The sequence below is a fragment of the Lapillicoccus jejuensis genome (assembly GCF_006715055.1).
GTDB classification, from domain to species: Bacteria; Actinomycetota; Actinomycetes; order Actinomycetales; family Dermatophilaceae; genus Lapillicoccus; species Lapillicoccus jejuensis.
Genome location: NZ_VFMN01000001.1, coordinates 1,456,203 through 1,482,926 on the forward strand (window position 1 = coordinate 1,456,203; position 26,724 = coordinate 1,482,926).

30 protein-coding genes and 2 tRNA genes are annotated in these 26,724 nt (G+C 74.0%); 10 read left to right on the forward strand and 22 right to left on the reverse strand.

Translation table 11 applies throughout. From position 1 onward, the window contains the following. Genes FB458_RS06935 through pknB form a run of 5 tightly spaced genes read left to right on the forward strand, consistent with a single transcriptional unit; the run spans position 1 to position 7,837 of the window. Positions 1 to 1,395, forward strand: coding sequence for a PP2C family protein-serine/threonine phosphatase (locus FB458_RS06935; RefSeq protein ID WP_141847844.1), 1,395 nt, complete (start codon positions 1 to 3; stop codon positions 1,393 to 1,395). Continuing rightward, on the forward strand, positions 1,392 to 2,789 hold the full coding sequence (locus FB458_RS06940) for an FtsW/RodA/SpoVE family cell cycle protein (protein WP_141847845.1): 1,398 nt from the start codon (positions 1,392 to 1,394) through the stop codon (positions 2,787 to 2,789). The genes FB458_RS06935 and FB458_RS06940 overlap by 4 nt, the downstream gene beginning before the upstream one ends. Continuing rightward, positions 2,786 to 4,249: a peptidoglycan D,D-transpeptidase FtsI family protein gene (locus tag FB458_RS06945; RefSeq protein ID WP_141847846.1), complete on the forward strand. Its 1,464-nt coding sequence runs from the start codon at positions 2,786 to 2,788 to the stop codon at positions 4,247 to 4,249. Before FB458_RS06940 ends, FB458_RS06945 begins: the two co-directional genes overlap by 4 nt. Further along, positions 4,246 to 5,871, forward strand: coding sequence for a serine/threonine protein kinase (locus FB458_RS06950; protein ID WP_141847847.1), 1,626 nt, complete (start codon positions 4,246 to 4,248; stop codon positions 5,869 to 5,871). The genes FB458_RS06945 and FB458_RS06950 overlap by 4 nt, the downstream gene beginning before the upstream one ends. 55 nt (positions 5,872 to 5,926) lie before the next feature. Beyond that, a complete protein-coding gene (pknB, locus tag FB458_RS06955; protein ID WP_141847848.1) occupies positions 5,927 to 7,837 on the forward strand; it encodes a Stk1 family PASTA domain-containing Ser/Thr kinase in 1,911 nt (636 codons plus the stop codon). A 3-nt stretch (positions 7,838 to 7,840) separates the two neighbouring features. Here pknB and FB458_RS06960 read toward each other — a convergent pair whose 3' ends face one another. From FB458_RS06960 to FB458_RS06975, 4 genes are read right to left on the reverse strand one after another with little or no spacing between them, the layout of a single operon-like run. Continuing rightward, positions 7,841 to 8,515, reverse strand: coding sequence for an aminodeoxychorismate/anthranilate synthase component II (locus tag FB458_RS06960; protein ID WP_141847849.1), 675 nt, complete (start codon positions 8,513 to 8,515; stop codon positions 7,841 to 7,843). Then, on the reverse strand, positions 8,512 to 8,727 hold the full coding sequence (locus FB458_RS06965) for a hypothetical protein (protein ID WP_141847850.1): 216 nt from the start codon (positions 8,725 to 8,727) through the stop codon (positions 8,512 to 8,514). Before FB458_RS06965 ends, FB458_RS06960 begins: the two co-directional genes overlap by 4 nt. Position 8,728: 1 nt before the next feature. Continuing rightward, a complete protein-coding gene (locus FB458_RS06970; protein WP_141847851.1) occupies positions 8,729 to 9,481 on the reverse strand; it encodes a class E sortase in 753 nt (250 codons plus the stop codon). Continuing rightward, entirely contained in the window at positions 9,478 to 10,266 is a 789-nt protein-coding gene (locus tag FB458_RS06975) for a DUF881 domain-containing protein (RefSeq protein WP_141847852.1), read from the reverse strand. Before FB458_RS06975 ends, FB458_RS06970 begins: the two co-directional genes overlap by 4 nt. A gap of 106 nt (positions 10,267 to 10,372) precedes the next feature. Between FB458_RS06975 and FB458_RS21815 the strand changes: the two genes are divergently transcribed. Next, complete coding sequence (locus tag FB458_RS21815) at positions 10,373 to 10,888, forward strand: cell division protein CrgA (protein WP_246061098.1); 516 nt, start codon at positions 10,373 to 10,375, stop codon at positions 10,886 to 10,888. 119 nt (positions 10,889 to 11,007) lie between these two features. On the opposite strand, the gene FB458_RS06985 is transcribed toward FB458_RS21815, so the two are convergent. The 3 genes from FB458_RS06985 to FB458_RS06995 form a co-directional block, all read right to left on the reverse strand. Next, on the reverse strand, positions 11,008 to 11,889 hold the full coding sequence (locus FB458_RS06985; protein WP_141847853.1) for a rhomboid family intramembrane serine protease: 882 nt from the start codon (positions 11,887 to 11,889) through the stop codon (positions 11,008 to 11,010). A gap of 147 nt (positions 11,890 to 12,036) precedes the next feature. Continuing rightward, entirely contained in the window at positions 12,037 to 12,555 is a 519-nt protein-coding gene (locus FB458_RS06990) for a peptidylprolyl isomerase (RefSeq protein ID WP_141847854.1), read from the reverse strand. A gap of 75 nt (positions 12,556 to 12,630) precedes the next feature. Beyond that, complete coding sequence (locus tag FB458_RS06995; RefSeq protein ID WP_170185588.1) at positions 12,631 to 13,962, reverse strand: serine/threonine-protein kinase; 1,332 nt, start codon at positions 13,960 to 13,962, stop codon at positions 12,631 to 12,633. Positions 13,963 to 14,090: 128 nt separating this feature from the next. Here FB458_RS06995 and FB458_RS07000 point away from each other — a divergent pair, with 128 nt between their 5' ends. Next, complete coding sequence (locus FB458_RS07000) at positions 14,091 to 15,020, forward strand: hypothetical protein (protein WP_141847856.1); 930 nt, start codon at positions 14,091 to 14,093, stop codon at positions 15,018 to 15,020. A gap of 54 nt (positions 15,021 to 15,074) precedes the next feature. On the opposite strand, the gene FB458_RS07005 is transcribed toward FB458_RS07000, so the two are convergent. Next, positions 15,075 to 15,560 (reverse strand): P-loop nucleotide/nucleoside kinase family protein, encoded by a 486-nt coding sequence (locus tag FB458_RS07005; RefSeq protein ID WP_170185589.1) that lies wholly within the window; start codon positions 15,558 to 15,560, stop codon positions 15,075 to 15,077. 149 nt (positions 15,561 to 15,709) lie between these two features. On the opposite strand from FB458_RS07005, the gene FB458_RS07010 reads away from it, so the two are divergent. Further along, complete coding sequence (locus tag FB458_RS07010; RefSeq protein WP_141847858.1) at positions 15,710 to 16,273, forward strand: SprT-like domain-containing protein; 564 nt, start codon at positions 15,710 to 15,712, stop codon at positions 16,271 to 16,273. An 89-nt stretch (positions 16,274 to 16,362) separates the two neighbouring features. On the opposite strand, the gene aqpZ is transcribed toward FB458_RS07010, so the two are convergent. The 8 genes from aqpZ to FB458_RS07050 form a co-directional block, all read right to left on the reverse strand. Beyond that, positions 16,363 to 17,133, reverse strand: coding sequence for an aquaporin Z (gene aqpZ / locus FB458_RS07015; RefSeq protein ID WP_246061099.1), 771 nt, complete (start codon positions 17,131 to 17,133; stop codon positions 16,363 to 16,365). A gap of 182 nt (positions 17,134 to 17,315) precedes the next feature. Next, entirely contained in the window at positions 17,316 to 17,489 is a 174-nt protein-coding gene (locus FB458_RS07020; protein ID WP_141847859.1) for a CsbD family protein, read from the reverse strand. An 83-nt stretch (positions 17,490 to 17,572) separates the two neighbouring features. Further along, positions 17,573 to 18,175, reverse strand: a complete 603-nt coding sequence (locus FB458_RS07025) for an Asp23/Gls24 family envelope stress response protein (protein ID WP_141847860.1) — start codon at positions 18,173 to 18,175, stop codon at positions 17,573 to 17,575. A 1-nt stretch (position 18,176) separates the two neighbouring features. Next, positions 18,177 to 18,749 carry a DUF6286 domain-containing protein gene (locus FB458_RS07030; RefSeq protein WP_141847861.1) on the reverse strand — a complete coding sequence of 191 codons (573 nt, stop codon included), beginning with the start codon at positions 18,747 to 18,749 and terminating at the stop codon, positions 18,177 to 18,179. Continuing rightward, positions 18,746 to 19,165 (reverse strand): Asp23/Gls24 family envelope stress response protein, encoded by a 420-nt coding sequence (locus FB458_RS07035; protein WP_141847862.1) that lies wholly within the window; start codon positions 19,163 to 19,165, stop codon positions 18,746 to 18,748. The genes FB458_RS07030 and FB458_RS07035 overlap by 4 nt, the downstream gene beginning before the upstream one ends. Further along, entirely contained in the window at positions 19,158 to 19,361 is a 204-nt protein-coding gene (locus FB458_RS07040) for a hypothetical protein (RefSeq protein ID WP_141847863.1), read from the reverse strand. Before FB458_RS07040 ends, FB458_RS07035 begins: the two co-directional genes overlap by 8 nt. 26 nt (positions 19,362 to 19,387) lie before the next feature. Continuing rightward, positions 19,388 to 19,735: an Asp23/Gls24 family envelope stress response protein gene (locus tag FB458_RS07045; RefSeq protein WP_211355955.1), complete on the reverse strand. Its 348-nt coding sequence runs from the start codon at positions 19,733 to 19,735 to the stop codon at positions 19,388 to 19,390. A gap of 38 nt (positions 19,736 to 19,773) precedes the next feature. After that, positions 19,774 to 20,280 (reverse strand): Asp23/Gls24 family envelope stress response protein, encoded by a 507-nt coding sequence (locus tag FB458_RS07050; RefSeq protein WP_141847864.1) that lies wholly within the window; start codon positions 20,278 to 20,280, stop codon positions 19,774 to 19,776. Positions 20,281 to 20,370: 90 nt separating this feature from the next. On the opposite strand from FB458_RS07050, the gene FB458_RS21570 reads away from it, so the two are divergent. Beyond that, positions 20,371 to 21,072: an RNA polymerase sigma factor gene (locus FB458_RS21570; RefSeq protein WP_211355956.1), complete on the forward strand. Its 702-nt coding sequence runs from the start codon at positions 20,371 to 20,373 to the stop codon at positions 21,070 to 21,072. 23 nt (positions 21,073 to 21,095) lie between these two features. Continuing rightward, positions 21,096 to 21,560 carry a hypothetical protein gene (locus tag FB458_RS07060; protein WP_141847865.1) on the forward strand — a complete coding sequence of 155 codons (465 nt, stop codon included), beginning with the start codon at positions 21,096 to 21,098 and terminating at the stop codon, positions 21,558 to 21,560. 311 nt (positions 21,561 to 21,871) lie between these two features. Here the strand turns inward: FB458_RS07060 and FB458_RS07065 are convergent, their stop codons facing one another. From FB458_RS07065 to gyrA, 6 genes are all read right to left on the reverse strand, one after another. After that, positions 21,872 to 22,777 (reverse strand): SGNH/GDSL hydrolase family protein, encoded by a 906-nt coding sequence (locus FB458_RS07065; protein ID WP_141847866.1) that lies wholly within the window; start codon positions 22,775 to 22,777, stop codon positions 21,872 to 21,874. 194 nt (positions 22,778 to 22,971) lie between these two features. After that, positions 22,972 to 23,044: transfer RNA gene (locus FB458_RS07070), tRNA-Ala, on the reverse strand. Between the two features lie 17 nt (positions 23,045 to 23,061). Continuing rightward, complete coding sequence (locus FB458_RS21575) at positions 23,062 to 23,193, reverse strand: DLW-39 family protein (RefSeq protein WP_246061100.1); 132 nt, start codon at positions 23,191 to 23,193, stop codon at positions 23,062 to 23,064. A 46-nt stretch (positions 23,194 to 23,239) separates the two neighbouring features. After that, positions 23,240 to 23,313, reverse strand: a tRNA-Ile gene (locus FB458_RS07075). 164 nt (positions 23,314 to 23,477) lie between these two features. After that, positions 23,478 to 24,053 carry a DUF3566 domain-containing protein gene (locus FB458_RS21820; RefSeq protein ID WP_141847867.1) on the reverse strand — a complete coding sequence of 192 codons (576 nt, stop codon included), beginning with the start codon at positions 24,051 to 24,053 and terminating at the stop codon, positions 23,478 to 23,480. Then, a complete protein-coding gene (gyrA, locus tag FB458_RS07085) occupies positions 24,050 to 26,617 on the reverse strand; it encodes a DNA gyrase subunit A (RefSeq protein ID WP_425460873.1) in 2,568 nt (855 codons plus the stop codon). The genes FB458_RS21820 and gyrA overlap by 4 nt, the downstream gene beginning before the upstream one ends. Positions 26,618 to 26,724: the final 107 nt, after the last annotated feature.

The following is a 26,724-nucleotide window of genomic DNA, read 5'->3' on the forward strand; positions in this document are numbered from 1 at the left end:
ATGGCCCTCGCCCTGCGCTACGCCGCCCGCTCCGACCTCGGTCTGGGACCCAAGTCCCGCAACGAGGACTCGGGCTACGCCGGCCCGCACCTGCTCGTCCTCGCCGACGGGATGGGGGGTCACGCCGCGGGCGACGTCGCCAGCTCGATGATCGTCGGCCACCTCGCCCCGCTCGACGGCGAGAGCATCCGGGCCGACGCGGCGATGCCGCGGCTGGAGACGGCGATCCGCGAGGCCAACGCCCAGCTCCGCTCGGCGATGCGCGAGGACCCGGACCTGGCCGGGATGGGCTCGACGGCGATCGCCATGCTGCGCTCGGGCAACAAGCTCGTCATGGCCCACATCGGCGACTCGCGGGCGTTCCTCCTGCGCGAGGGCGTCCTCACGCAGATCACCAAGGACCACTCCTTCGTCCAGCAGCTCTTGGACGACGAGCGGATCACGCCCGAGGAGGCGGTCGACCACCCGCAGCGCTCGCTCGTCACGCGGGTGATGACCGGCCAGCCCGAGGACGAGCCGGACCTGTCCGTCCGGGAGCTCAAGCCCGGTGACCGCTACCTGCTGTGCTCCGACGGCCTGAGCGACTTCGTCCGCGGCGAGGTCGTCCAGGAGATCCTCACCGAGGCGCGCACCGCCGAGGAGGCGGCCGAGCGGTGCATCGCGGTCGCCCTCAAGGCGCACGCGCGCGACAACGTCACCGTCGTCGTCGCCGACGTCGTCGACCTCGACACCACCTCCGCCCCGACGACGGTGCCGCAGGTCGTGGGCGCGGCCGCGGAGCGGGACCGCGAGGGGCGTCGTACGCGCGCCCTGCGGGTCTCCCCCGCCGAGAAGGCCGCCGCGCTCACCCGTACGGCGACCCGCGGCGAGGACGCCGACGACGCCGAGGACGACGGCCCGCGCCTGGCCGAGACGAGCCGCGGACAACGGGCCCGGTGGCGCGCCCTCGCCGTCGGGCTGGTCGTCCTCGTCGCGCTCGCGGGGGCCGGCTGGGCGGGGTGGACGTGGACCCAGCGCCAGCTCTTCATCGGCCCCGACGACGGGTACGTCGCCGTCTACCGCGGCGTCTCGCAGGACCTCGGCCCGCTGCACCTCTCGCACGTCGCGCAGCGCTCGGACATCGCGCTGACCGACCTGCCGGTCCACATCCGCGACCTCGTCGTCGGCCGCATCGTCGTCGCCGACGAGGCCGAGGCGACGTCGCGGCTCGGCGTCCTGCAGGCGGCCGCGACGAGCTGCCGGCTCCAGGCCGCGACGGGCGTCCCCTGCGGCGGGCTGCCCACCACCACGCCGTCGGCGACCCCGTCCACGAGCACGTCCTCGGCCACCCGCACCGCGACGGCGTCCCCGTCCGTCTCCGCCACCACCCCCACCCCGGCGAGGACGACCCCGTGACCACGACCGTCGCCACCCTCGTGCCGCGCACCCGCCGCAACGTCGAGCTGCTCCTGCTCCTCGTCGCGGTCGGGCTCGTCCTGCTCGCGTGGGTCAACGTCGACCTCGGCGTCCGCGAGACGGTGCCCGCACAGCTGCTCACCGTCGGCGGCGGCCTGCTCGGCCTGAGCCTCGCGTTCCACCTCGTCATCCGGTGGAAGGCGTCGTACGCCGACCCGGTGCTGCTGCCGATCGCCACGCTGCTCAACGGGTTCGGCCTGGTGATGATCCACCGGATCGACCTCGCCGGCGGTCGCGACGGCCTGGACAGCAACGCGGGCAAGCAGCTGGTGTGGACGGCGCTGTCGGTCGTCATCGCCGCCACCGTCGTCGTCGTGCTGCGCGACCACCGGCTGCTCCAGCGCAAGACGTTCACGGCGATGGCCCTCGGGCTCGTCCTGCTCCTGCTGCCGCTGGTCCCCTTCCTGGGCACGGAGATCTACGGCTCGCGGATCTGGATCCGCCTGGGCCCGCTGAGCTTCCAGCCGGGCGAGATCGCCAAGCTGACGATCACCGTGTTCTTCGCCGGCTACCTCGTCCAGGCGCGTGACGTGCTCTCGCTGGCCGGACGCAAGGTCCTCGGCTTCACGTTCCCCCGGATGCGCGACCTCGGTCCCATCCTCGTCGCCTGGGTCGTCTCGATCCTCGTCCTCGTGGCCGAGAAGGACCTCGGCTCCTCGCTGCTGTTCTTCGGCCTCTTCGTCGGGATGCTCTACATCGCGACCGAGCGCACGAGCTGGGTCGTCCTCGGGCTGCTGATGTTCGCCGGCAGCGCCTACGTCGCCTACCTGCTCTTCGGCCACGTGCAGGAGCGGGTCATGCTGTGGCTCGACCCGTTCTCGGCGTCGTCGCTGGCCGTGTCCGACCAGATCGCCAAGGGCCTCATGGGGATGGCGGCGGGCGGGCTGTTCGGCACCGGGCTCGGCCAGGGCCGCCCCTGGCTCGTCGCCTTCGCCGACAGCGACTTCATCTTCCCCAGCTTCGGCGAGGAGCTCGGCCTGTTCGGCGTCTTCGCCCTGCTGGCCCTCTACGCGATCTTCGTCGAGCGGGGTCTGCGGACGGCGCTCGGCGTGCGCGACGGCTTCGGCAAGCTGCTCGCCTTCGGCCTGTCCTTCTCGGTGGCCCTGCAGTGCTTCGTCGTCATCGGCGGCGTCACCCGGGTCATCCCGCTCACCGGCCTGACGACGCCGTTCATGTCGCAGGGCGGCTCCTCGCTGCTGGCCAACTGGACCCTCATGGCGCTGCTGCTGCGCATCTCCGACCAGGCCCGCCGACCCGTCCCCGAGGCCAAGCCGCTGCCGCGGGACGAGCCGGGTCGGGTCGGCGAAAACACCGAGGTGGTGAGGGTGCGATGAACACGCCGCTGCGCCGGATCTCGCGCTTCGTCGCGCTGCTCTTCGCCGCCCTGCTCGTCTCCTCGACGGTCATCCAGTTCGTCCAGGCCCCCTCGATCGACGCGCGCCCGGGCAACACCCGCACCACCCTCGACAGCTACTCGCGCGACCGCGGCAGCATCATCGTCGGTGACACCCCGATCGCCCGCAGCGTCGCGACGCCGCGCGACCAGATCGCCTACCAGCGCACCTACCCCGACGCGAAGCTCTACTCGCAGGTCACCGGTTACTTCTCGGTGGTGTACGGCGCCGGCGGCGGCCTCGAGGGGTCGGCCGACGACCTGCTCGCCGGCACCGCCGACCAGCTCTTCTACCGTCGCGTCACCGACGTCCTCACGGGGCGCCAGGTCAGCGGCGCGAGCCTGCGCCTCACCATCGACGCCAAGGCGCAGGAGGCCGCCGACCAGGCGCTGGGCGACCAGCGCGGCGCCGTCGTCGCGCTGGACCCGCGCACCGGCGCCATCCTCGCGATGGTCTCCCACCCGCAGTACGACCCCAACCAGCTCGCCAGCCACGACGGGGGCACCCAGCAGAAGGCGTGGACGCAGGACAACTCGGCGGCGTCGTACCAGCCGATCGTCAACCGCGCGATCGGCGGCAACCTCTACCCGCCGGGCTCGGTCTTCAAGATCGTCACCGCGGCCGCCGCCCTCGAGAACGGCGTCGTCACCCCGCAGACCCAGATCCCCGCGCCCGCCCGCCTCGACCTCCCGCAGACCAGCGTCGGGCTGCCCAACGAGAACGGCCAGGCCTGCGGCGCGAACGACCGCACGACCCTCCAGCACGCCCTCGAGATCTCGTGCAACACGGCGATGGGCTACCTCGGGATGCAGCTGGGCGCGGACCGGCTGGGCGCCGAGGCCGAGAAGTTCGGCTTCGGCCAGACCCTGCGGGTGCCCACCCGGGTCTCGCCGAGCGCCTTCCCGACCGACCTCGACCAGGCCCAGACCGCCCGTGCCGCCATCGGCCAGGAGAGCGTGCGCGTCACGCCGCTGCAGGTCGCCATGGTCGCCGCGGCGGTGGCGAACAAGGGCGTCGTCATGAAGCCCTACCTGGTCCAGGACGTGCTCGCCTCGGACCTGTCGACGATCGACGAGGCGCAGCCGGAGCAGCTCGGGCAGGCGATGTCCGAGCAGACGGCCGCCACCCTGACCCAGATGCTCATCGGCGTCGTGCAGCAGGGCACGGGCACGCCCGCCCAGATCCCCGGCGTGCAGGTGGCCGGCAAGACGGGTACGGCGGAGCAGGGCAACGGCAAGCCCCCGCACGCGTGGTTCACCGCGTTCGCTCCCGCGAACGACCCCAAGGTGGCCGTGGCCGTGGTGGTGGAGGACGGCGGCAACGCCGGCAGCGAGGCGGCAGGCGGGCGCAACGCCGGCCCGGTCGCGAAGGCAGTGATAGAGGCGGTGCTCAACCGATGAACCCCAGTCCCGGTCTGACCCTCGGGTCGCGCTACACCCTCACCGAGCGGATCGCCGCCGGGGGCATGGGGGAGGTGTGGAAGGCCCGCGACTCGCGCCTGGAGCGAGAGGTCGCCGTCAAGGTGATGCGTCCGTCGGCGGCCGACGAGCAGGAGTTCGTCGACCGCTTCCGCGACGAGGCCCGGCACACCGCGGCGCTGTCGCACCCCAACATCGCCACGGTCTACGACTACGGCGAGGACGACGGCAACGCCTTCCTCGTCATGGAGCTGGTGGACGGGCTGCCGCTGAGCAAGCTCATCGCGCGCGGGGCGATGCACCCCGACCGGGCCCGCTCGATCATGGGCCAGGCCGCGCTGGCGCTGGCCGCCGCCCACGACCAGGGCGTCGTGCACCGCGACGTCAAGCCGGCCAACATCCTCGTCACCCCCGAGGGCCGGGTGAAGCTCACCGACTTCGGCATCGCGAGCGCCGGCGACGGCTCGACGCACACCAAGACCGGCGAGGTCCTCGGCACGCCGCACTACCTCGCGCCGGAGCAGGCGACGGGCAAGGGCGCGACGGGCGCGAGCGACCTCTACGCGCTCGGCATCGTCGCGCACGAGATGCTCACCGGCCGCAAGCCGTTCGAGGGCACCTCGGCCGTGGCCACGGCCCTCATGCAGGTCAACGACCCTCCGCCTCCGCTGCCGCCGGGCACCCCGCCCGACCTGCTCGCGGCGATCGACCGCTGCCTCGACAAGGACCCGGCCGGCAGGCCGGAGTCCGCCGCGGCCCTCGCCGCCTCGCTCGGCGTCGCCGTCGGCGGCTTCGCCGACGCGGGCCCGGCGACCGCCGTCATCCACACCGGCTGGACCGACCCGGAGGGCACGGCCGTCGTCCCCGGGCCGGCCCCCGCCTCGGGCACCACCGTGCTGCCCGCCGGGGCCGCGGCCGCCGGCGGCGCCGCCCTCGGGTACGGCGCGGGCTACGCCGCCCGCTCGCCCCAGGACTCCCTCTTCGCGCAGGAGGGGTTCGCGGGCGGCGACGTCCCGACGAGCCGCGCCGTGCGCCAGGACCCGGAGGAGCCGCGGCGCTCGCGGGCCTGGCTGTGGGTCATCCCGGTCGTCGTGGCCGTCGCGGCCATCGCGTTCCTCGTCTGGGAGTTCAACCGCACGAGCACCCCGACGCCGACCGCGACGTCGACCGCGCCCGCGGTGACGCAGACGAGCACCGCACCCCCGTCGACCACCTCGACGACGAGCACGACGACGACCACGAGCACCACGACCACCGCGACGACCGCCTCGCCGCCCCCCACCGCGGCCGTCATCGACGCGGGGAAGTACGTCGGCAAACCGGAGCAGGACGTCGTCGCCGCGCTCAACCAGCTCGGCTTCACCAACGTGCGCACCGACAACCGGGTGCCGAGCGACACCGCGGCCGGGACGGTCATCGACATCCAGCCCCGCGGCAACGTCGCCTTCAACAACCCCGTCCAGCTGACCATCTCCAGCGGTCCGGCCCCGACCAGCACGACGACGACGACGACGTCGGCGCCGACCACGACCGCGACGACTCCGCCACCGAGCGGGGCCGCCCCCGCCGCGGCGCAGACCACGGCCACGTCGACGGCGGGCTGACGGGGCCGGAGCGGGCCGTGGACGGGCGTCGCCGCAGCCGGGCGGGAGGGTGCCGATGAGCACCCCCCGCCTGCTGGGCGGACGCTACGAGGTCCACGAGCTGATCGGCCGCGGCGGGATGGCGCAGGTCCACCGGGGCGTCGACACCCGGCTCGAGCGGCCCGTCGCCGTCAAGGTGCTGCGTTCCGACCTCGCTCGCGACCCGACCTTCCTGGCCCGTTTCCGCCGCGAGGCGCAGGCCGCCGCAGGCCTCAACCACCCGGCCGTCGTGGCGATCTACGACTCCGGCGAGGACGTGGACGAGGCGCTCGGGGTGCTCGACGCGTCGGTGGTGCCCTACATCGTCATGGAGGTCGTCGAGGGCGAGACGCTGCGCGAGCGGCTGCGGCGGACCGGTCCGCTCGAGCCGGCCGAGGCGGCCCGGGTCACCGAGGGGGTGCTGTCCGCGCTGGCGGCGGCGCACCGCAGCGGCATCGTCCACCGCGACGTCAAGCCGGCCAACGTCATGCTCACCGACGGGGGCCAGGTCAAGGTCATGGACTTCGGCATCGCCCGGGCCCTGGCCGACTCGGCGGCGACGATGACCCAGACCCAGGCCGTCGTCGGGACGGCGCAGTACCTCTCGCCCGAGCAGGCGCAGGGCCAGCACGTCGACGCGCGCAGCGACCTGTACTCGACCGGGTGCCTGCTCTACGAGCTGCTCACCGGACGACCGCCGTTCCGCGGCGACTCCCCGGTGGCCGTCGCGTTCCAGCACGTCACCGAGCCGCCGCAGCCCCCGTCGACCCACCGGGCGGGCATCGATCGCCCCTTCGACGAGGTGACGGTGCACGCGCTGGCCAAGGACCGCGAGCGCCGCTACCCCTCCGCCGAGCAGTTCCGGGCCGACCTCGTCGCCGCCCGCACCGGACGACCCGTGAGCGAGGCCGCCACCCGGTCGCTGTCGGCCGCGGCCCCTGGCACCCGTCCGACCCCCGGCACGACGGACGTCGCGACGGCGGTCGTGCGCCCGGTCCACCACGGGGGAGCGCCGGGCGCCGACCCGTACGGGGCCCGCCCCGCCCCGGGTCCGGGTGCACCTGCCGGGGACACGGCGCTGCTCGACCGGGACCGGGTCGTGGGCCGCCGCGAGCCCGACCGGCCGCGCCGGCGCCGCTCCGGGACGGCGGTCGTGCTCACCCTCGTGGCGGTGCTCGCGCTGGTCGTCGGCCTCGTCGCGGCCCGCGAGCTGCTCGGCCCCGGCGGGTCGGTCACCGTCCCGACCGTGGCCGGGCTCGAGATCGGCCCGGCGCAGGCCGCCGTCACGGCCCGCGGTCTGCTCGTCCAGGTCGCCGAGGTCACCGACCCGTCGGTCGCGCCGGGACGGGTCGTCCGGTCGGCGCCGGGGGCCGGGACGTCGGTGCCGAGCGGCTCGAGCGTGCGGCTCGACGTCTCGACCGGACCCGGGCAGGTGGCCGTGCCCCAGGTCGCGGGTCGCACCCAGGAGGAGGCGACGAGCGCCCTCGCGGCGGTCGGGCTGAGCGTCACGACGATCCGGCAGGTCGACGTCGCCGACCAGCCCGCCGGCCGCGTCGTCGCCACCGAGCCGTCCGTCGGCAGCGTCGTCGCCCCCACCCAGGGCATCACCCTCGACGTCGCGACCGGGAAGGTCCCGGTGCCCGACGTCGTCGGGCGCCACTACTCGGTGGCGCAGTCGACCCTCGGGCAGCAGGGGCTGAAGGTCGTCGTGCAGGAGGTCGACAGCGACCAGCTCGAGGGGACGGTGCTGTCCCAGGACCCGCCCGCCTCGAGCGTCGTCGACGTCGGGTCGAGGGTGACGCTGCGGATCGCGCGGCGGCAGGCCGCGACGCCCACCCCCACCCCGACGGCGACGCCCACCGCCACCTCGGCCCCCACCCCGACGCCCAGCGCCACCCCGACGCCCACGCCCACGCCGGACCCGACGAGGACCAAGCGCAGGCCCTGACGGTCAGCCGGCGACGAGCCGGGCCACCGCCTCGGCGTCGTGGACCAGGGGGCTGAGCCCCTCGGCGCGCCGTACGGCGTCGGTGACCCCGCACACCTGCAGCCAGTTGGCGAGCAGCCGGTGCCCGCCCTGGGTGAGGACGCTCTCCGGGTGGAACTGCACGCCGTGCAGCGGCAGGCTCGCGTGCCGGACGGCCATGACGATGCCGGTGTCGGTGCGACCCGTGGCGAGCAGCTCGGCGGGCAGCGTCGGGGGGTCGATGGTCAGCGAGTGGTAGCGCGTCGCCGTGAACGGCGTCGGCAGCCCGGCGAGGATCCCGGTGCCGTCGTGGTGGACCTGGGAGGTCTTGCCGTGCAGCAGCTCCGGGGCCCGGCCGACGGTCGCCCCCATGACGACGCCGAGGGCCTGGTGCCCGAGGCAGACTCCGAGCATCGGCTGCTCGCGCTCCGCGCAGGCCTCGATCATCGCCATCGAGACCCCGGCCCCCTCGGGGGTGCCGGGCCCGGGCGAGACGAGGACGCCGTCGTACCCCTCGCCGTCGGCGGCGGACAGGGCGTCGTTGCGCACGACGTCGCACTCGGCGCCGAGCTGCTGCAGGTAGCCGACGATGGTGAACACGAAGCTGTCGTAGTTGTCGACGACGAGGATCCGCGGCGCGGTGGTGACGGGCTCGCTCACGGTGCTCCTGGGCTGGTCGTGCCGGTGGTGGTGCCGGTGGTGGTGCTGCTGCTGGGCGGGTCGATCGTCACCTGGCCGCCGGGCAGGTGCGGGGCGAGCGCGGGGAAGACCCACAGGAAGAGTACGGCGACCACCAGGAGCGCCAGGACGAGGCACTGGGCCGACTTGGCCCGGCGGCCACCGGGGAGCCGGCGCCACAGCGCGGCGTACACCTCAGGCCGCCGTACGGGGATCGGCGAGCAGGCCGGACGGCAGGCCCTCGCCGCGCGGGACCATCCGCTCGAAGCGGGAGAACACGACGTAGCGCATCGACGAGCCGTAGCGCGGGTTGCACGAGGTGAGGGTGAACCAGCGCTCGCTCGGCTGCTCACCCGGCCGCTCGGGCACCGGGTCGAGCACGTCGACGGCGGTGGGGGCGACGATCTCGCTGCGGACGGCGCGGTAGACGTACCACCCCGCGCGGGTCTCGATGACGAGCACGTCGCCCGGGCGGATCGCGTCGATGTCGATGAGCGGGTTGCCGTGGCCGGCCCGGTGCCCGGCGATCGCGAGATTGCCGACCTCGCCCGGCAGCGCGGTCCCCGGGTAGTGACCGAGGCCGTCGGCGAGGACGTCGAGCCCGACGCCCTCGAGGACGGGCTTGGCCCAGGTCGGGCCGCCGAGGCGGGGGACGCGCAGCACCCCCCAGGCCCGGCCGGTGGCCAGGTCGGTGGGGGTCGGTGCGGAGGGCGCGGTGCCGCCCGGGGTGCTCCCGGGGGCGGCGGCGAAACCGCGCTCGAGCGCCTGGACGGTCCCGGCCTGGGCCCGGCCGTCGACGACCGCGGTGAACGCCAGCTGCCACACGACGAAGAGCAGGACGACGACGCCCGCGGTGAGCAGCAGCTCGCCCGCCACCCCGGCGACGACGAGGGCGGGGGACGGGCGGGGTCGCTCCGGTGGGGCGGCCGGGTCCGGTGGGGCGGTCATCGCCCGACCGAGGCCTCGCTCCGCGGCACGGTGAGAGCGTAGGCCGGGAACGTCGCGTCCTGGGAGTCGGTGACGGTGTAGCCGAGCCCGACCGCGGCGACCCACTCGCGGTAGACCATGACCGCCGGGTCGCGGTCGAGCGACGCGCGCAGCGCGTCGACCGGGCCGATGGCCGAGATGACGTACGGCGGCGAGTAGACCCGGCCGGCGAGGATGAGCGTGTTGCCGACGCACCGGACGGCGGTCGTCGCCGCGACCCGTTGGCCCTGGATGGTCATCGCCTCCGCACCGCCGCGCCACAGCGCGTTGACGACGCCCTGGACGTCCTGCTGGTGGACGACGATGTCGTCCGGCCCGTACGGCGCCGGCAGCGAGTCCGCCGTGCGGTGCGCGTCGTCGAGGGTGACGGTGAGGGCCGGACCGTGGACCGCGGTGGCCGCCGCCTGCGGCGCGGCGGCCGACGCCGCGGCGGTGAGCTCGCGGACCTGCGCGGAGCCGGGCGCGGCGGCGGCGGTCAGCCGGTCCACCTCGGCCTGCGCCGCGGCCACCTGTTCCTGGCGCTGCTCGACCTGGCGGCTGGCCTGCCGCACCAGCCCGGGCAGGTCCTGGCCGGTCGAGCGCAGCTCGGTGCCGCGAGCGGTCTGGAAGCTCGTCGCGAAGAGGACGCCGGCGCCGGCGGCGACGAGCGGGACGAGGACGCGCCAGGCCGAGGGGCGCGGACGCCGGGGGCGGCCCGGATCGTGCTGGGGGTTGTCCCCACCCGGCTCGGCCACGGTCACCTCCATCGTCGTCCCTTAGGCTACGGGCATCCGTGCGGGCCGGCCCGGCTCGCCCCGTCTCCACCCGTGGCGCCGACGACCGTCGACCGCGGGCCGCCCGAAGGAGCCCGAAGTGCCCGAGTCCACCGGCCGCCCCACGTCCGACGGGTCGAACGGGTCCGACGTCACGGGCGCCGAGGAGCTCGAGGCCACCGGGTCCACCGGGTCCACCGGGTCCACCGAGATCACGGAGACCACGGAGACCGGCTCGACGACCGCCCCGGACGCCGCGGCGACTCCCGCGAGCGCTCCGGAGAGCGCGTCGAAGAGCGCCCCGAAGAGCGCCCCGAAGAGCGCCCCGAAGAGCGCGCGGGCCACCGGGCCCGTCGTGCCGCCCAAGGCCAAGGCCAAGGCGAAGGTGGCGACCGCCGAGACCCGGGCCGCGACGGCGCGCGCTCGGGCCGCCGCCCCCAACCCCGAGTGGTGGGTGCCGGTCTTCGTCACCCTGCTGGTCCTGGGGCTGGCCTGGATCGTCGTCTTCTACATCTCGCAGGGGGCCTGGCCCGTCGCCGCGTTCGGCTACGGGAACCTCCTCGCCGGCTTCGTCCTGCTCATCGCGGGCTTCGCCATGTCGATGCGCTGGCGCTGATCCTCCCCAGGGTCCCGCGCCGGTCGTCCACAGCCCCCGGCGGTCGTCCCCGAGTTATCCACAGGGATGTCCCCACCCTGGGGAGAATCACACCGGTGTGATTCCCGGGGGTGGGCGGCTCAGACCAGGCCGGCGGAGGCGTACACGCCGACGTACGCCCCGACGAGGACCAGCCCGAGGCCGGCGAGCGCGGGCCACACCCAGCGTTGCCGCGCGGCCGGGCGCAGCGCCGTGAGCAGGGCGGCGGCGACGACCCCGGTGACCGCCCCGCCGAGGTGCGCCTGCCAGGCGATGCCGTGCAGGATCAGCGGCAGCGCCACGTTGAGCATGATGACGAACCCGACGCCCGCGGTGGCCCGGCCCAGGTGCCGGTTGAGGATGACGAGCGCGAGGAAGACGCCGCTGATCGCGCCCGAGGCCCCGACCGCGGCGGTGTACCAGGCGGCGACCTGCGCCTGGCTCGCGTCGATCCCGGGGGCGGGCGTGAGCAGGAGCAGCCCCAGCGAGCCACCGAAGGCGCTCAGCGCGTAGACGGCGACGAAGCGCGCCCGGCCGAGCAACGACTCGACGTACGGGCCGATGAACCACAGGCTGAGCATGTTGGTGCCCAGGTGCAACAGGTTGACGTGCAGGAACGCGCTGGTGAGCGTGCGCCACGGCTCCGCGGCGCCGTACGCCGGGACGAAGTCGAGCTGCTCGGTGATCGCGGGGCGCGCGGTCTGCAGGAGGTACCCGAGGACGCACAGGGCGATGATCGTCATCGTCACGAGGGGGCGTCCGTCGGACGCGGCGCGGCCACCGAGCACGGTGACGGTCGGGCGGCTCTCGCGGGCCTGCTCCCGGACGCAGTCGACGCACTGGAACCCCACGGCGGCCGGGCGCTGGCACTCCCAGCAGGCCGGGCGGCCGCAGCGCTGGCACCGGGTGCGGCTCTCGCGGTCCGGGTGGCGCGGGCAGACCGGGACGGTCGTCTCCTGCGGGGGCAGCGGCTGCTGGGTCATGCGCTCGGCTCGGCCTTCGGGTCGGGTTCGCGTCGCTCGGTCACCTGCTCCAACGAGCGGCGACGACGGCGGGTGCCGCAGGACGCCGTACGACGTCCCGCGGCACCCGACGTGGTCGTGCGAGCGGTGGTGCTGGGGGGGTGCGGCTCAGTCCTCGACGGTGACGCGCTCGATGACGACGTCCTCGCGGGGGCGGTCGTCGCGGTCGGTGTCGACCTTGGCGATCTTGTCGACGACGTCGCGGCTGGCCTGGTCGGAGACCTCGCCGAAGATCGTGTGCTTGCCGTTGAGGTAGCCCGGGGTCGAGACGGTGATGAAGAACTGCGACCCGTTGGTGCCCTTGCCGCCGCGCTTGCCGGCGTTGGCCATGGCCAGCAGGTAGGGGCGGTCGAACTGCTTGTCGGGGTGCGGCTCGTCGTCGAACGTGTAGCCGGGGCCACCGAAGCCCTTCCCGAGCGGGTCGCCGCCCTGGATCATGAAGCCGTCGATGATCCGGTGGAAGATCAGGCCGTCGAAGAACGGGGTCGGGTTGGTCCGGCCGGCGTCGTCCTTGTACTCCCTGGTGCCGGTGGCGAGGCCGACGAAGCTCTCGACCGTCTTCGGCGCCTCGTTCGGGAACAGCTCGACGTGGATGTCACCGTGGTTGGTGTGCAGCGTTGCCTTCATACGGACCATCCTGTCACGGGCGGGTGACACCGTCGGGGGCGTCCTCGGGGGCGTCCTCGGGGGCGTCGTGGGGGATCAGCCCTTCCCCTTGCCGCCGTGCCTGCCGCCCTTCCCGCCGCCGTTGTTCCCTCCACCGTTGTCGTTCCCGGGGCCCCCGTTCCCGGGGCCGCCGTTCCCGGGGCCGCTGCCCTGACCCGTGCCGGTTCCCCCACCGACCGTCGTCGTGGCCGCGGGAGCAGCCGTCGTCGAGGGGGCGGACGTGGTCGCCGTGGTCGCCGGGGTCGCCGGCGTGGTCCGTGTCGTCGTCGGCGGGACGCTCGCCGGGGCCGTCGGCCCCGGTCGGGTGAGCAGCGTGGCGCCGAGCACGACGGCGAGCACGAGTCCGACCAGGGCGAGCAGGAGACCCGCACGGCGCCGCGGTCGCACCGGCCGGCCCGCCGGGGCCGGACGAGCGGCCGGGGTGGTCGCGTCGAGGGTCCGGGTCTGCGGGTCGAGCGTCCGCGTCACGGGCACGCCCGGCTCGTTCAGGTCCACCGGCTTGCCCGGGTCGATCAGGGCGGGGAGGGGCGCCGTACGGGCTCCGGGGTCGAGGCGCGCGACCTGCTGCGACGTCGGGCGCCGGACCGGGTCGCTGGAGGTCATCGCCGTGAGCAGCGCCCGCAGCGGCTGCGGCAGCCCCGCCGGGACGGCCGGCGGCCGGGCGAGGCGGGCCGCGGCCGACTCGAGCGCGGGTCCGGGGTAGGCGACCTCGCCGCTCGCCGCCTCGAGCAGGACCAGCCCGAGCGAGTACACGTCGGACGGCGGACCGACCGCGCCGCCGCGGGCCTGCTCCGGGGAGAGGTAGGCCGCGGTGCCGAGGACCGTCCCGGTCGCGGTGAGCCGGGCGGCGTCGACGATCCGGGCGATGCCGAAGTCGGTGAGGCGGGCGTCGGGCGCCGTACCGGGCTCGAGCGGGGCCGCGAGCAGGACGTTGGCGGGCTTGAGGTCGCGGTGCACCATCCCGCGGTCGTGGATGTGCGAGAGCGCCGACCCCAGCTGGGTGGCGAGGCCCCGGACCTGGTCCGGGGTGAGCGGCCCGCCGTCGCGCAGCTGCGCGGCGAGGCTGGGGCCGGGGACGAGCTCCATGACGAGGTACGACGGCTCGCCCGTCAGGTCGGCGTCGTGCAGGGTCACCAGGTGCGGGTGCGAGACGCTGGCGAGCAGCAGGGCCTCGTCCTCTCGGGCCGCACCGGTGCCGAGGCCGGCGGCGAGCACCTTGACGGCGACCTCGCGGCGCAGCACCTCGTCCGTGGCGGCGTGGACGGTGGCCGTGCCCCCGCGCCCCAGGAGGCGGCCCACCCGGTAGCGACCGCCGAGCACGTCGCCCTCGCCGACGTCGCGGCGAGGACGGGGGGTCGTGGGGTCCATCGCGCCAGTCTGCCGGGACGCCGGGGCCGCGTCCGGTCGGGCCGGGTGACGGGTCGTGGGGAAACAGGGCAGGATGGGTAGGGACGATCCAGGCCGTCCCGTCCCGGGTGGCATGCCAAGGAGGACACGTGTTCCGCATGAAGAAGGAGCCCACCGCCACGGAGCGGTTGGCCGAGCTGCGCGACAAGGCCGCCCCGCTGGCCGAGACGGCCGTCGACGCCGCGCGCACCTACGCGCCGATCGCCAAGGAGCGGGCCACCGCCGCCGCCGAGTGGGCCCAGCCTCGGCTCGGGCACGCGATCGAGGTGGCCGAGCCCTACGCCAAGAAGGCCCGGCAGAAGGCGCAGCCGCTCGTCGACTCCGCGGTCGACTCCGTCGCCCCCAAGGTGCAGGGCGCGGTGGACAACCTCGCGCCGCGGGTCGACTCGACGCGCGACCACATCGTCGACGACTGGCTGCCGAAGCTGTCGGCCGCCGTCAGCGCGGTCGTCGCGGCGTCGGAGGCGGCCCGTGACAAGGCCGAGGACGTCTACGAGGGCGTCGCCGACAAGGCGACCGACGCGTACGGCACGGCCAGCGAGGTCGGCGGCCGTGCCCCGGGCGCGCTGTCGGTGCTCAAGGGCGACGCGGTCGCCAAGCCGCGCGGCCGCAAGCGCAAGGTCGCCCTCGTGCTCGCCGTCCTGGCGGCGGCCGGAGCCGGCATCTCGTACCTGCTCAACCGCAAGCCCAAGGACGACCCGTGGGCGACGCCGGTGTCCGACTCGTCCTGGAGCTCGTCGAGCTCCAACGGCTCGGTGTCCGACCTGCGCTCCAAGGCCGCCGACGCCGCCGGTGCGGCCAAGGACAAGGCCTCCGACGTCGCGGACAAGGCCAAGGACGCGGTGTCCGACGCCACCGACGCGGTGAAGGACAAGGCCTCCGACGCTGCGGACAAGGCCAAGGACGCGGCGTCGGACGCCAAGGACGGAGCCAAGGACGCCACGTCGGACGCCCAGCACAAGGCCTCCGACGCGGCCGACCACGCCAAGGACGCGGCCGAGGACGCCACCAAGCGCTGACCCCCCCTCCCGCTCACGACGCCCCGGTGCCCTCGGCACCGGGGCGTCGTGCGGTCACCGCCACCCACCCCCATGACGCCGTACGGCGTCGACGAGGGCCAGCTCGTCCGGTGAGGGCGGCTGGAACAGGTCCCAGGCCCGGGCCAGCCCGTCCTCCGTCACGGGGTGGTCGCCGGGGCGGGACGCCGCCAGACGATCGGCGAGCCGGCGTCGCAGGACGTCGTACGGCATGTCGAACACGTGCAGCTCCACGCGGGCACCGCACGCCCGCGCGTCCTCGAGCTTCTCGGCGCGCTCGGGCGCGGTCCACAGCCCGTCCTCGAGGATGACGTCGACCCCGTGGCGCAGCAGGGTGAGCGCGTGCTCGTAGAGCCGCCGTTGCAGCCGCTCGTGCAGCTCGGTGTCGTCGTGGCCGCGACCCAGCGCCCCCTGCCACTCGTCGGTGCACAGCCGCACGCCCAGGCCCTGCGCCTCGAGGCGGGTGGCCAGGGTCGTCTTGCCGGCGCCCGGCAGGCCGCAGAAGAGCGTCAGCGTCGTCACCCCCACACTCTGGTCCCGCTGCGGCCCACGCGCCCGGCACCCACGCGGGACCAACCGCTGTCGGTGGTCGCTGGCAGGGTCCTGCTCACGACCCGTGGAGCCGGCTCCGGTGTCATCGAGCGATCGACGCGACGACGAAGGAGTGCGGGATGGACACGAGTGAGGCGATGCGGTTGGCCGACGGGCTGGTGGCGCGGCACGGCCTGGCCGGGTGGTCGGTGGAGTTCGACACCGCCGTGACGAGGGCGGGGGCGTGCCACTTCGCGCTGCGCCGCATCACCCTCAGCGCCCCCCTGGTGCGGCTCTACAGCCGCGACCAGGTGCAGGAGGTGGTGCTGCACGAGATCGCGCACGCGCTGGCCGGCGCCGACGCGGGTCACGGTCCGCGGTGGCGCCGGCTGGCGCGGGAGCTGGGGGCCACCGGTCGGCGGTGCGTCGACCCGTCGGCCCCCCAGGTGGAGGGGGCCTGGGTCGGCACGTGCCCGGCGGGTCACCGCAGCACCCGGCACCGGCGCCCCGTCCGCGTCGTCAGCTGCGCCGTCTGCTCACCGCGGTTCGACCTGGCGCACCTCGTGGAGTGGACGCACCACGGGGCTCCGGCGTCGGCCCACCCGCGGTACGCCGCCGAGCTGCTGGCGCTGGGGGTGCTGGCCGCCGACCGGCTCCCGGTCGACGTGCGCACCGTACGACGTCCTCGCGCGGGCGCCCGGTGACCTGCTCCCCAGGGTCCCGCTGCTCGGCGCGGACGGCGACGGCCGGGCGGGGGCACGCACCCCGCCCGGCCGTGGGCCGTTCACCTCGGTCAGGCGGCGGCGACCCGCTCCTGCCGGCCCGCGACGACCGGGTGGAGCAGGCCCGCGACGACGGCGCCGACGACCGGGGCCACGATGAAGACCCACAGCTGGCTGAGCGCGGCACCGCCGGCGAAGAGCGCGGGGGCGATGGAGCGGGCCGGGTTCACCGAGGTGTTGCTCACCGGGATCGACACCAGGTGGATGACGGTCAGGGTCAGGCCGATGGCGAGCGGGGCGAAGCCCTGCGGCGCCCGCAGGTCCGTGGTGCCGAGGATGACGAGCACGAAGACGGCAGTGAGGACGGCCTCCGTGACGAGGACGGCGGTCAGGCCGTAGCCCTGGGGCGAGTGGTCGCCGTAGCCGTTGGTGGCGAACCCGGTCGAGGCGTCGAAGCCGGGACGGCCCGAGGCGACGGCGTAGAGCACGCCGGCGCCCGCGACGGCCCCCACCAGCTGGGCGACGACGTAGGCGGGGACGTCCTTCCAGGGCAGCCGCCCGGCGGTGGCGAGGCCGATGCTCACGGCGGGGTTGAAGTGGCCGCCGGAGACGTGGCCGACGCCGTAGGCCATCGTCGTCACGGCGAGGCCGAAGGCGAGCGCGACGCCGACGTAGCCGACGCCGACGAAGAGCGGGCTGCCGCCGGCGTCCTTGGCCGTGGCGGTCGCGGCGAGGACGGCGGTGCCGCAGCCGGCCAGCACGAGCCAGAAGGTGCCGAGGACCTCGGCGGCGATGCGGCGACCGAGGGTCGGCACCGCTGGGGTGGGGGTGGTGTCGGACACGGGGGATCACAACCTTTCGTGTCGCCGGTCGGGTCGGGGGTGACGGTGGGCGACGGGGGACGAGGACGGGGGTCGGTGCTCTACGGGCTCCGCGGGTCGGGGGACGCGGGCCCGGGCGCACGACGGGCCGGGCCCGAAGGCCCAGCCCGTCGTGGGGTGCGGCGTGTCGCCGCAGGAGGTGGTCAGCCCTTGAAGACGTCCTTGACGTCCTCGCCGGTCTGCTTGGCGTCGGCCCTGGTCTGCTCGGCCTTGCCCTCCGCCTCGAGGCGCTCGTTGTCGGTCAGCTTGCCGACCGTCTCCTTGGCCTTGCCGGCCGCCTCGTCGACGGCGTTCTTGGCCTTGTCCATGAGACCCATGGTGGTGCTCCTTCTCTCGTGGTGTGGGGGGACGGGTGGTGCTGTGGAACGGGTGGTGCGCTGGTGCTGTGCGGGGTGGGGTGTCACTCCACCCGGTGGTGGGTGACCTGCTCCTCGCGGCGGGCGACCCGCAGCTGCACGCGGTAGGTCAGGTCCTGGCGGCCGACCATCCGCACGAGCTTCTCGGCGGACGCCCGGGCCACCGGGGTGACGGCGGCGAGGTCGGCGCCCTGCTCGAGGACGGGCTCGAGGACGGCCACCATCTGGCCGCGGTCGAGGACGACCTTGGAGCGGCAGGACCGCACGTCGTCGCGGGCCGCCGTGATCTCGTCGGCGGCGGCCGCGGCCGCGGCACCGGCGTCCACGCGCAGCGCGCCCTGGGCGCCGGACCCGGGGAGGGTCAGCGTGCCGACGCGGCCACCGGTGAGGTGGCGCACCAGCCAGATGAGGGCGACGAGGGCGAGGGCGACGCCGATGGCGCCGGCCGCCCACGGCCACCACGACGCCCCGACCGTGGAGGTCATCCACGGGAAGGAGACCTGCGTGGCCGTGAAGCGGAACGGGTCCTTGGCCAGGTAGCCCTGGTGCCAGGCGAAGACGAAGGCGCCTCCGGCGACGAGCGCGAGGCCGGCGAGCAGGGTGACGACGCGGTCGAGCGCGACGACCCCACGGGGGGTGCTGGCCATCTCAGTCCTCCTTCGGTGACGACGTGACGACGCGGGTGCGGATGCTGGGGGTCGGACGCAGTGCCGCGAGCCGGTGGGTGACGGCCCGGTCGACCTCGGCGGTGACGCCGTTGGTGTCGGTCGCGACCGTGCGGGCGGTGACCCGCAGGGCGCGCCGGCCCGAGACGTCCGCCCGGGCGGCGACGACGGAGGTCGACTCGTGCGCCGCGTTGGCGACGAGGCGGGCGGCGTCGCTCCGGCCGATGTGGACGCCGGGCTCCTCGGCGGCCCAGTGGGTCGCCTTGCGCGGCTTGAGGGCCGCGACGATCAGGACGAGCCCGATCACGACGGCGACGGGGCCGGCCCAGAGCATCCACGGGCTGCTGGCGGAGATGAGCTCGGCCTTGTCGGCGAACCAGCGCAGCCACGGGGTGCCGGTGACGGCACCGGCGGCCAGCAGGGCGTCGCGCAGGAAGACGACGCCGACGCCGAGGAGCACGAGGGCCAGCAGGACACCGGTGACCACGGTGGCCGGCGCCGCGGCGGGGGCCTTGGCCGGCGCCGGGGTGACGTCGGAGGTGGGGATGGTGCTCACAGGAGGTTCCTCCTCTCGGGCTGGTGGTGGCGGCCGAACAGTCCGCCGTCCTCGTCACCGGTCGGGTCCTGGACCACCGAGGTGACCTGGACGTCGACGGTGTCCACGTCGAGACCGGTGAGGCGGCGCACCGTCTCGGCGACGTGCTCGCGCACCTCGGCGGCGACGGCGTACAGCGGCCGGTCCCACGAGGTGGCCACGTGGAGGGTGAGTCGGGCGTGGGTGGAGGTGAGGGTCACCTCGACCCGCGGCAGGCTGCGGCTGAGCGGGTTCAGGGGTGAGGACGTCCGCAGGACCGACGCGACCTCGAGGGCCGCCTTGCGGGCGATCGTCTCGACGACCTGGTCCTTGATGACCAGGCGACCGCGCTGGGCCGGTTCCGGCAGAGTCGTCGTGCCCCGCTGGGCCTCAGACATTGCCTCGGCTGCCGCGGCGCGGGAGCAGGTCCTCGACGCTCTCGGAGAGGCTGCCGTTGCCGCCGTCGAGGTAGTGACCGAGGACGAGGCCCACGGCGCCGAGGACGATGGCGATGAGGAAGCCGAGGAAGCCGCCGGCAGCAGCGGCCACGGCGAGCAGGAGGCCGACGAACAGGCCCTTGGTGCTGTTGCTCATGACGAGATCTCCTTGTTCAGGGGGGTTCAGTGGGACGTGGGGGACGAGGAGGTGGTGTCCGACACCGTGTCGTGCGCGACGTCGCCCGGCAGGACGACGTCGTCGACCGTGACGTGGACCGGACGACCCGCGACCGGCTCGAGGCGGGCGGCGACGGCCTCCGCGGTGGCGCGGACGGGCTCGTCGTACAGGACGCTGACGTGGATCTCCACGTGGTCGTCCTCGACGCGCACCCCCGCGACCTTGCGGCCGGGCAGGTACGTCGCGACCTCCCCGAAGACGCCGCCGTGCAGGTCGGCGACACCGGGGACGGCGCGGGTCAGGTCGGCGAGGCGGTCGGCGAGCTCGGGCTCCCCGGCCGGCTCGGCGGACACGGCGTCCGTCGAACCGGCAGGACCCGGGAGTCCGCTGCTCACTGGACGCGGCGCTCGGCCGGCTCGTCGTCCTTGCTCAGCTCGCGGGCGGCGGCGGTGGCCGGGGCGTCGTCGTCCTCGATGTGCACGTCGGACACGGCGATGTTGACCTCGGTGACCTGCAGGCCGGTCATCCGCTCGACGGAGGCGATGACGTTGCGGCGGATGCCGGAGGCCAGGTCGGCGATACCGACGCCGTACTCGGCGATGATCGTCAGGTCCACCGCGGCCTGCTTCTCGCCCACCTCGACCGAGACACCCTGGGAGAGGTTGGTCGAGCCGACCGGGATGCGCTCGCGCAGCAGGCCCACGGCGCGCTGGACGTTGCCGCCCAGGTCGTAGACCCCGTCGACCTCGCGGGTGGCGATGCCGGCGATCTTCGACACGACGGTGTCGGCGATCGTGGTCTTGCCCTTCTCACCGGAGGTCTGGGCCACGGTGGTCGAGCCCGTGGTGTGGGTGGTCGCCGGGGTGGTCGGCGCGGTGGTCTTGGTGGTGTCGCTCATGGTGTCTTCTTTCCCTTCGGTCACTGACTTGTCACCTGGTTAGTCGCGACGACGGGGGCGGACCTCACGCCGATCTCCTAGTTTCGTGGTGTGAACAGAGTCACGGCAGGTCCGCGTGACGGCCTCGCCTCCCCGCTCGTCCCGTCGGCGAGCGTCGGCGGGTACGCGGACGGCGGCGCCCTCGGCGGCGCCGCGGCGACCCCGCTGCAGGACCCGCCGACGGTCGCGCCCCGGCCCGCGCTCGAGCCACGGTCGTGGTCGACGGCGAGCGACGACTCGCTGCGGCGCGCTGCGGCGTTCGGTGACCTCGAGGCCTTCCACGAGATCGTCGGCCGGCACGGTCCTGCCATGTACCGCTACGCGCAGCGCACCGTGAGCGACCGCGGCGACGCCGAGGAGGCCGTCCAGGACGCCTTCGTCGCGGCGTGGCAGACGCTGCCGGACTTCCGGGGCGACTCGTCGCTGCGGACGTGGCTGTTCACCATCACCCGGCGCAAGGCGATCGACCTGCTGCGCAAACGTCGCCCGGTCCCCGTCGGGGACGACATGATGACCGAGCTCGTCCGGTCCGACGAGCAGGACGACGCGGGGTCCGGTTTCCTGGACGCGCTCGAGGTGGCGCTGGCCAAGCTGCCCGAGACCCAACGGTCGGTCTGGTTGCTGCGGGAGGTGGAACAGCTGAGCTACGCCGAGATCGCGTCCGTGCTGCGCAGCACCGAGACCGTCGTGCGCGGACAGCTGTCCCGGGCCCGCGCGAACCTCCAGGCCCAGCTGCGGGCGTGGAAGCCGTGAACCCCGTGTCCGAGGAGCCGTCCGTGCCCTATGCGTCCTCCGGGGCGGCGCCGGCCGAGCCCGACTTCCTCTCCGGTGCCGCCCAGCGGCTGCGGGAGAGCCCGGTCGACGGGTGGACCGACATCTCCGCCGCGATCCAGCGCCGCCTGAAGACGGTCCGCCGTCGCAGTCGACCCATCCGGGCGGTCACCGAGTCCGGTCGCACGATGTTCGTCGCCGACCGGGTCATCCTGTCGCGCCTGCGCGAGGCGGTCGCCGAGATCGAGGACTGCGAGCTGGACTCCGTGTCGCTCGTCGGTGAGGACGACACGTGCACCGGTGCGGCCATCGACGTCGTCAGCCGCTACGGCCACGACTACCAGGAGCTCGCCGACCGGGTCCGTTCGGTGGCGTACGACGTCTTCCGCGAGCTGCTCGGCCCCACCGAGCCGGCCTTCGGCATCGAGGGGGTCGACGTCACCGTCAAGGACCTGACCGACGAGGGGTGACGGTCGTCTCCCTCACGTTCGCGTGAGGATCGGGACCGACGACACGTCGTACGGGGTGACACCGGCTCCGCCTCCGGGCGGCGCCTCCCGTTTCGTCGAGAGGACCTCACCATGGCCCGCGCCAAGCGCACCGCGTTCACCGCCCTCGGATGGGTGGCCTGGCAGCTGCTCGCCCGGGTCGGCGTGCCCGCCGCGAAGCGGAAGGTGCGCGAGCGGCGTCACCGCTGAGGCGTCCGTGACACGACGACGCCCCGGGGCCGTTGCACCGCAACGGTCCCGGGGCGTCGTGTCGCCCGGGTGGGGCGCTCCGCTCAGAGGCGACCGAGGACCGCGAGGGTGCGGGCGGCCATGGCGGCCTCGCCCTGCGCGTTCGGGTGGATCGGGAAGGCGTTGACCGGACCGATGGCCGGCTCGATCCAGCGGGTGCCCTCGGGCTGGCAGGCGTCGTGGCCCATCGAGGCGTTCGTCATGTCGACGTAGACCGCGCCGGTCGCGAGGGCCGCGCGGCGCACGGCGTTGTTGAGGACGGCCTGCTGCTTGCCCAGCCACGGGACGTCGCCGAGCGCGATCGGCACGGAGGACAGGCACGCGGGGGAGCCGACCGCCGGGAGGATCGTCGGGTAGCCGACGATGACCACCGTCGCGTTCGGCGCCTTCGCCCTGACCGCGGTGAGCGTCTTGACGAGGTTGGGGTAGGTCGTCGTGCGGATCGCGTTGACGAAGGTGTTGCCGAACTTCTGCTCGCACGGGTTGCCGGTCGGGTCGCTCGCCGCGACGCTGGCGCAGCCGAAGAACGAGGTGGCGAAGACGTCGCCGTCGTTGCCGCCGATCGTCATCGTCACCAGGCGGGTCTGCTTGGTGACCGCGTCGAGCTGCGGGGCGACCCCGGCCAGCTGCGAGGTGAAGAAGTCGGAGGTCTTCGCGCCGCTGCAGGTGACGTCGGTGAACGACGACGCCCGGGTCGCGGTCGCGATGTCGTGGGCGAAGTTGAGCAGCGACCGGCTGCACGCGGCCGGCGCCCCCGGGACCTGCGGCATGACGCCGGCGGCGGACGAGTAGCTGTCGCCCAGGGCGACGTACGGCTGGGTGCGCACCGAGGTCGCGCTCGCGGGCGACGGGGCGGAGGACGTGGGCCTCGCGTCGGCGGTGCCGGCGAGACCGATCGCCGACGTGGCGGCGATGAGGGTGGACAGGGCGATCCCAGCGGTACGACGCATCGTCAACTCCGTTGTCGAGTAATGGTTCCAGGGGGGAACCTATGCCGGGCGCAGTCCCTCCACAACGGTCTCGGCGAAACTCCCAGCCGATCTGTCTCAGGCGGGCTCGACGGGCAGGCGCAGGAGCGTGCGCAACCGGGACGGATCGGTCCGGCGCGGGTCGCGAGGCAGATCTCGTGGTGGTGGCCGGTGGGTGGAGCCAAGGGGACTCGAACCCCTAACCCCCTGCTTGCAAAGCAGGTGCGCTACCAATTGCGCCATGGCCCCTGGTGGGTGGTGCCTCCTCAGCCGCCCGAGCGCACGTCGTCGGTGGCCTCGGCCCAGAGGTCCTGCTCGGCCTTCTGGTCGCGCAGCTTCTTCTGGACGGCCAGGGCGCCGGCGGCGGTCGCGGCGAGCAGGACCAGTCTCTTCAGCACGGCGGCCTCCTGAGCTACGACGCACGGTCCGCCGGGGGGCGAGGGGTGGGCCTAGGAGGACTTGAACCTCCGACCTCTTCCTTATCAGGGAAGCGCTCTAACCGTCTGAGCTATAGGCCCGTCGCCGATGGCGGTGGGCCTCGTGGACCCGACGCCCGAGACTACCGGACCGGGGGCGGGCCGACCAAAACGGTTGCCCCGCACCCCCACCGGACACAGCGAACCCCACGTCCGGCCGCCGCGAGGCGGACCAGGACGTGGGGTTCCGTGTGCCCGGACGAGGGTCAGTCGTCGGTGAGCGTCAGCTGCAGGCCGCCGACGAGGGCGGCGCAGATGTTGTAGAGGAACGCGGCCAGCGTGGCGATCGCGGTCTGGAGGATGACGTTGATGACGCCGAAGACGACGGCGAGCGAGATGACCCGGCCGAAGCCGATGTAGTCCATCAGCTCGAAGCCGCTCGTGCTCGAGGTCAGCAGGTCCTTGATGATGCGGTCGACGTCGGAGAAGACGCCCATCCCGCTGAGCACCAGCCAGATGACCATGGTGACGACGACGCCGGCGATCGCGCCCGCGACGGCGAGCAGGAAGGACATCTTCATGACCGACCACGGGTCGACGCGCGCGACGGCGAGCTTGACGCGGCGGGCGGTCGCGGGCGCCGTACGGCGTGGCGGCTGCGCCGGGCGGGTGGGCCGCGCCGCTCCGGCCGGGCGGCTCTGCGGCCGCTGGCCCTGGGGGCCGCCGGAGGCCCCGGTCGGCCGCTGGACGACGGGGGTGGACTGCGTCCGCGGGGACGTCGCCGTCCCCGACCCGCGCTGCCCGCCCGAGGGCGGGGTGCCGCCCTGGCCAGTCGTGCTCACTGCGTGCCTCCGTCGCCCTCGTCCTGCTGGTCCGGCTCGTCGCCGTGCTGGTCAGACCCCGACGGTACGCCATCGACCTGCGTGGACGCCCCGTCCGCGGCCGCCGTGGACACTTCGGCAGTCCCGTCGGCGCCCTCCTCGTCGAGGCCCACCTCGGCCTCGACGGCGCGCTCGACGTTGCGGGCGACGGCGACGATCGCGTCGCCCTTGTCCGGCGTCGCGAACTTGACGCCCATCGTGTTGCGGGCGGTCCTGCGCACCTCGTCGACCCGGGAGCGGACGATCTTGCCGCGCTCCATGACGACCATGACCTCGTCGTCCTCGGCGACGGTGAGCGCGCCGACGATGTCGCCGCCGCGGTCGGAGACCTGCGCGACCCGCACCCCGAGGCCCGCCCGGCCCTTGACCGGGTAGTCGCTCGCCTGGGTGCGCTTGGCCAGGCCGTTCTCGAAGACGACGAACAGGTCCGGGTCCTCGCCGGAGTGCACGACCGACATCGACAGCAGCTGGTCGTCCTCGCGGAACTTCATCCCGGTGACGCCGGACGTGGCCCGGCCCATCGGGCGCAGCGCCTCGTCGGTCGCGTGGAAGCGCGAGGACTGGCCCTTGCGCGAGACGAGGATGAGGTCGTCCTCGCTCGAGGCGAGCGCCGCCCCGACGAGCTCGTCGCCGTCGCGCAGGTTGACCGCGATGAGACCCCCGCTGCGCGGGCTGTCGTACTCGGTCAGCCGCGTCTTCTTCACCAGGCCCGTCTTCGTCGCGAGGACGAGGTACGGCGCCTGGTCGTAGTCGCGGATGTCCAGCACCTGCGCGATCTGCTCGCCCGGCTGGAAGGCCAGCAGGTTCGCCACGTGCGAGCCCTTGGCGTCGCGCGCCGCCTCCGGCAGCTCGTAGGACTTGGCCCGGTAGACGCGGCCGAGGTTGGTGAAGAACAGCAGCCAGGCGTGGGTGGAGGTCGTGAAGAAGTGCTCGACGACGTCCTCGCCGCGCAGCTGCGCCCCCCGGACGCCCTTGCCGCCGCGCCGCTGCGAGCGGTAGGCGTCGACCCGGGTGCGCTTGGCGTACCCGCCCCGGGTGATCGTCACGACGACGTCCTCCTCGGGGATGAGGTCCTCCATCGACATGTCGCCCTCGGACAGCTCGATCCGGGTGCGCCGGTCGTCGCCGTACTTGTCCGAGATCTCCGCCAGCTCGGTGGAGACGATGTCGCGCTGCCGCTCGGGCTTGGCGAGGATGTCGTTGTAGTCGTCGATGTCGGCCTGGAGCTTGTCGTGCTCCTCGACGATCTTCTGCCGCTCGAGGGCCGCGAGGCGCCGCAGCTGCATGTCGAGGATCGCGCGGGCCTGGATCTCGTCGATCTCGAGCAGCGCCATGAGGCCCTCGCGGGCGACCTCGACGGTGTCGCTGCGGCGGATGAGCGCGATGACCTCGTCGAGCGCGTCGAGCGCCTTGAGGTAGCCGCGCAGGATGTGGATCTGCTCCTCGGCCTTGCGCAGCCGGTAGCGGGTGCGCCGCTCGATGACCTCGATCTGGTGGTCGACCCACAGCCGGATGAACGCGTCGAGCGGCAGGGTGCGCGGCACCTCGTCGACGAGCGCGAGCATGTTGGCGCCGAAGTTCGTCTGGAGCGCGGTGTGCTTGTAGAGGTTGTTGAGGACGACCTTGGCGATGGCGTCGCGCTTGAGCACGATGACCAGGCGCTGGCCGGTGCGGCCCGAGGTCTCGTCGCGGATGTCCGCGATGCCGGCGAGCTTGCCGTCCTTGACCAGCTCGGCGATCCGCTGCGCGAGCGCGTCCGGGTTGACCTGGTAGGGCAGCTCGGTGACGACGAGGCACTGCCGGCCCTGGATCTCCTCGACCTCGACGACCGCGCGCATGATGATCGAGCCGCGGCCCGTGCGGTACGCGTCCTCGATCCCCTTGTGGCCCATGATGAGCGCGCCGGTGGGGAAGTCGGGGCCCTTGATGATCCCCAGCAGCGCCTCGAGCAGCTCCTCGCGGGTGGCCTCCGGGTGGGCGAGCGCCCACTGCGCCCCCGCCGCGACCTCGCGCAGGTTGTGCGGCGGGATCTGGGTGGCCATGCCGACGGCGATGCCCGAGCTGCCGTTGACGAGCAGGTTGGGGAAGCGCGACGGCAGGACCGTCGGCTCCTGGGTCTTGCCGTCGTAGTTGTCGCGGAAGTCGACGGTCTCCTCGTGGATGTCGCGGACCATCTCCATGGCGATCTGCGCCATCCGGCACTCGGTGTACCGCGGCGCCGCGGCCCCGTCGTTGCCGCGCGAGCCGAAGTTGCCCTGCCCGTCGACGAGCGGGTAGCGCATCGTCCAGTCCTGGACGAGGCGCACGAGGGTGTCGTAGATCGCCGTGTCGCCGTGCGGGTGGTACTGGCCCATGACGTCGCCGACGACGCGCGAGCACTTGTTGTAGCCGCGGTCGGGACGGTAGCCGCCGTCGTACATCGCGTAGATGACGCGTCGGTGCACCGGCTTGAGGCCGTCGCGCACGTCCGGCAGCGCGCGGCTGACGATGACCGCCATCGCGTAGTCGATGTACGACCGCTGCATCTCGGTGTTGAGGTCGATCGGCTCGACCCGGTCACCCGTCGTCAGGTGCACCGACTCGACGACGCCGTCGGTGGTGGGGACGACGACCTCGGGGGTCTCGTCGTCGG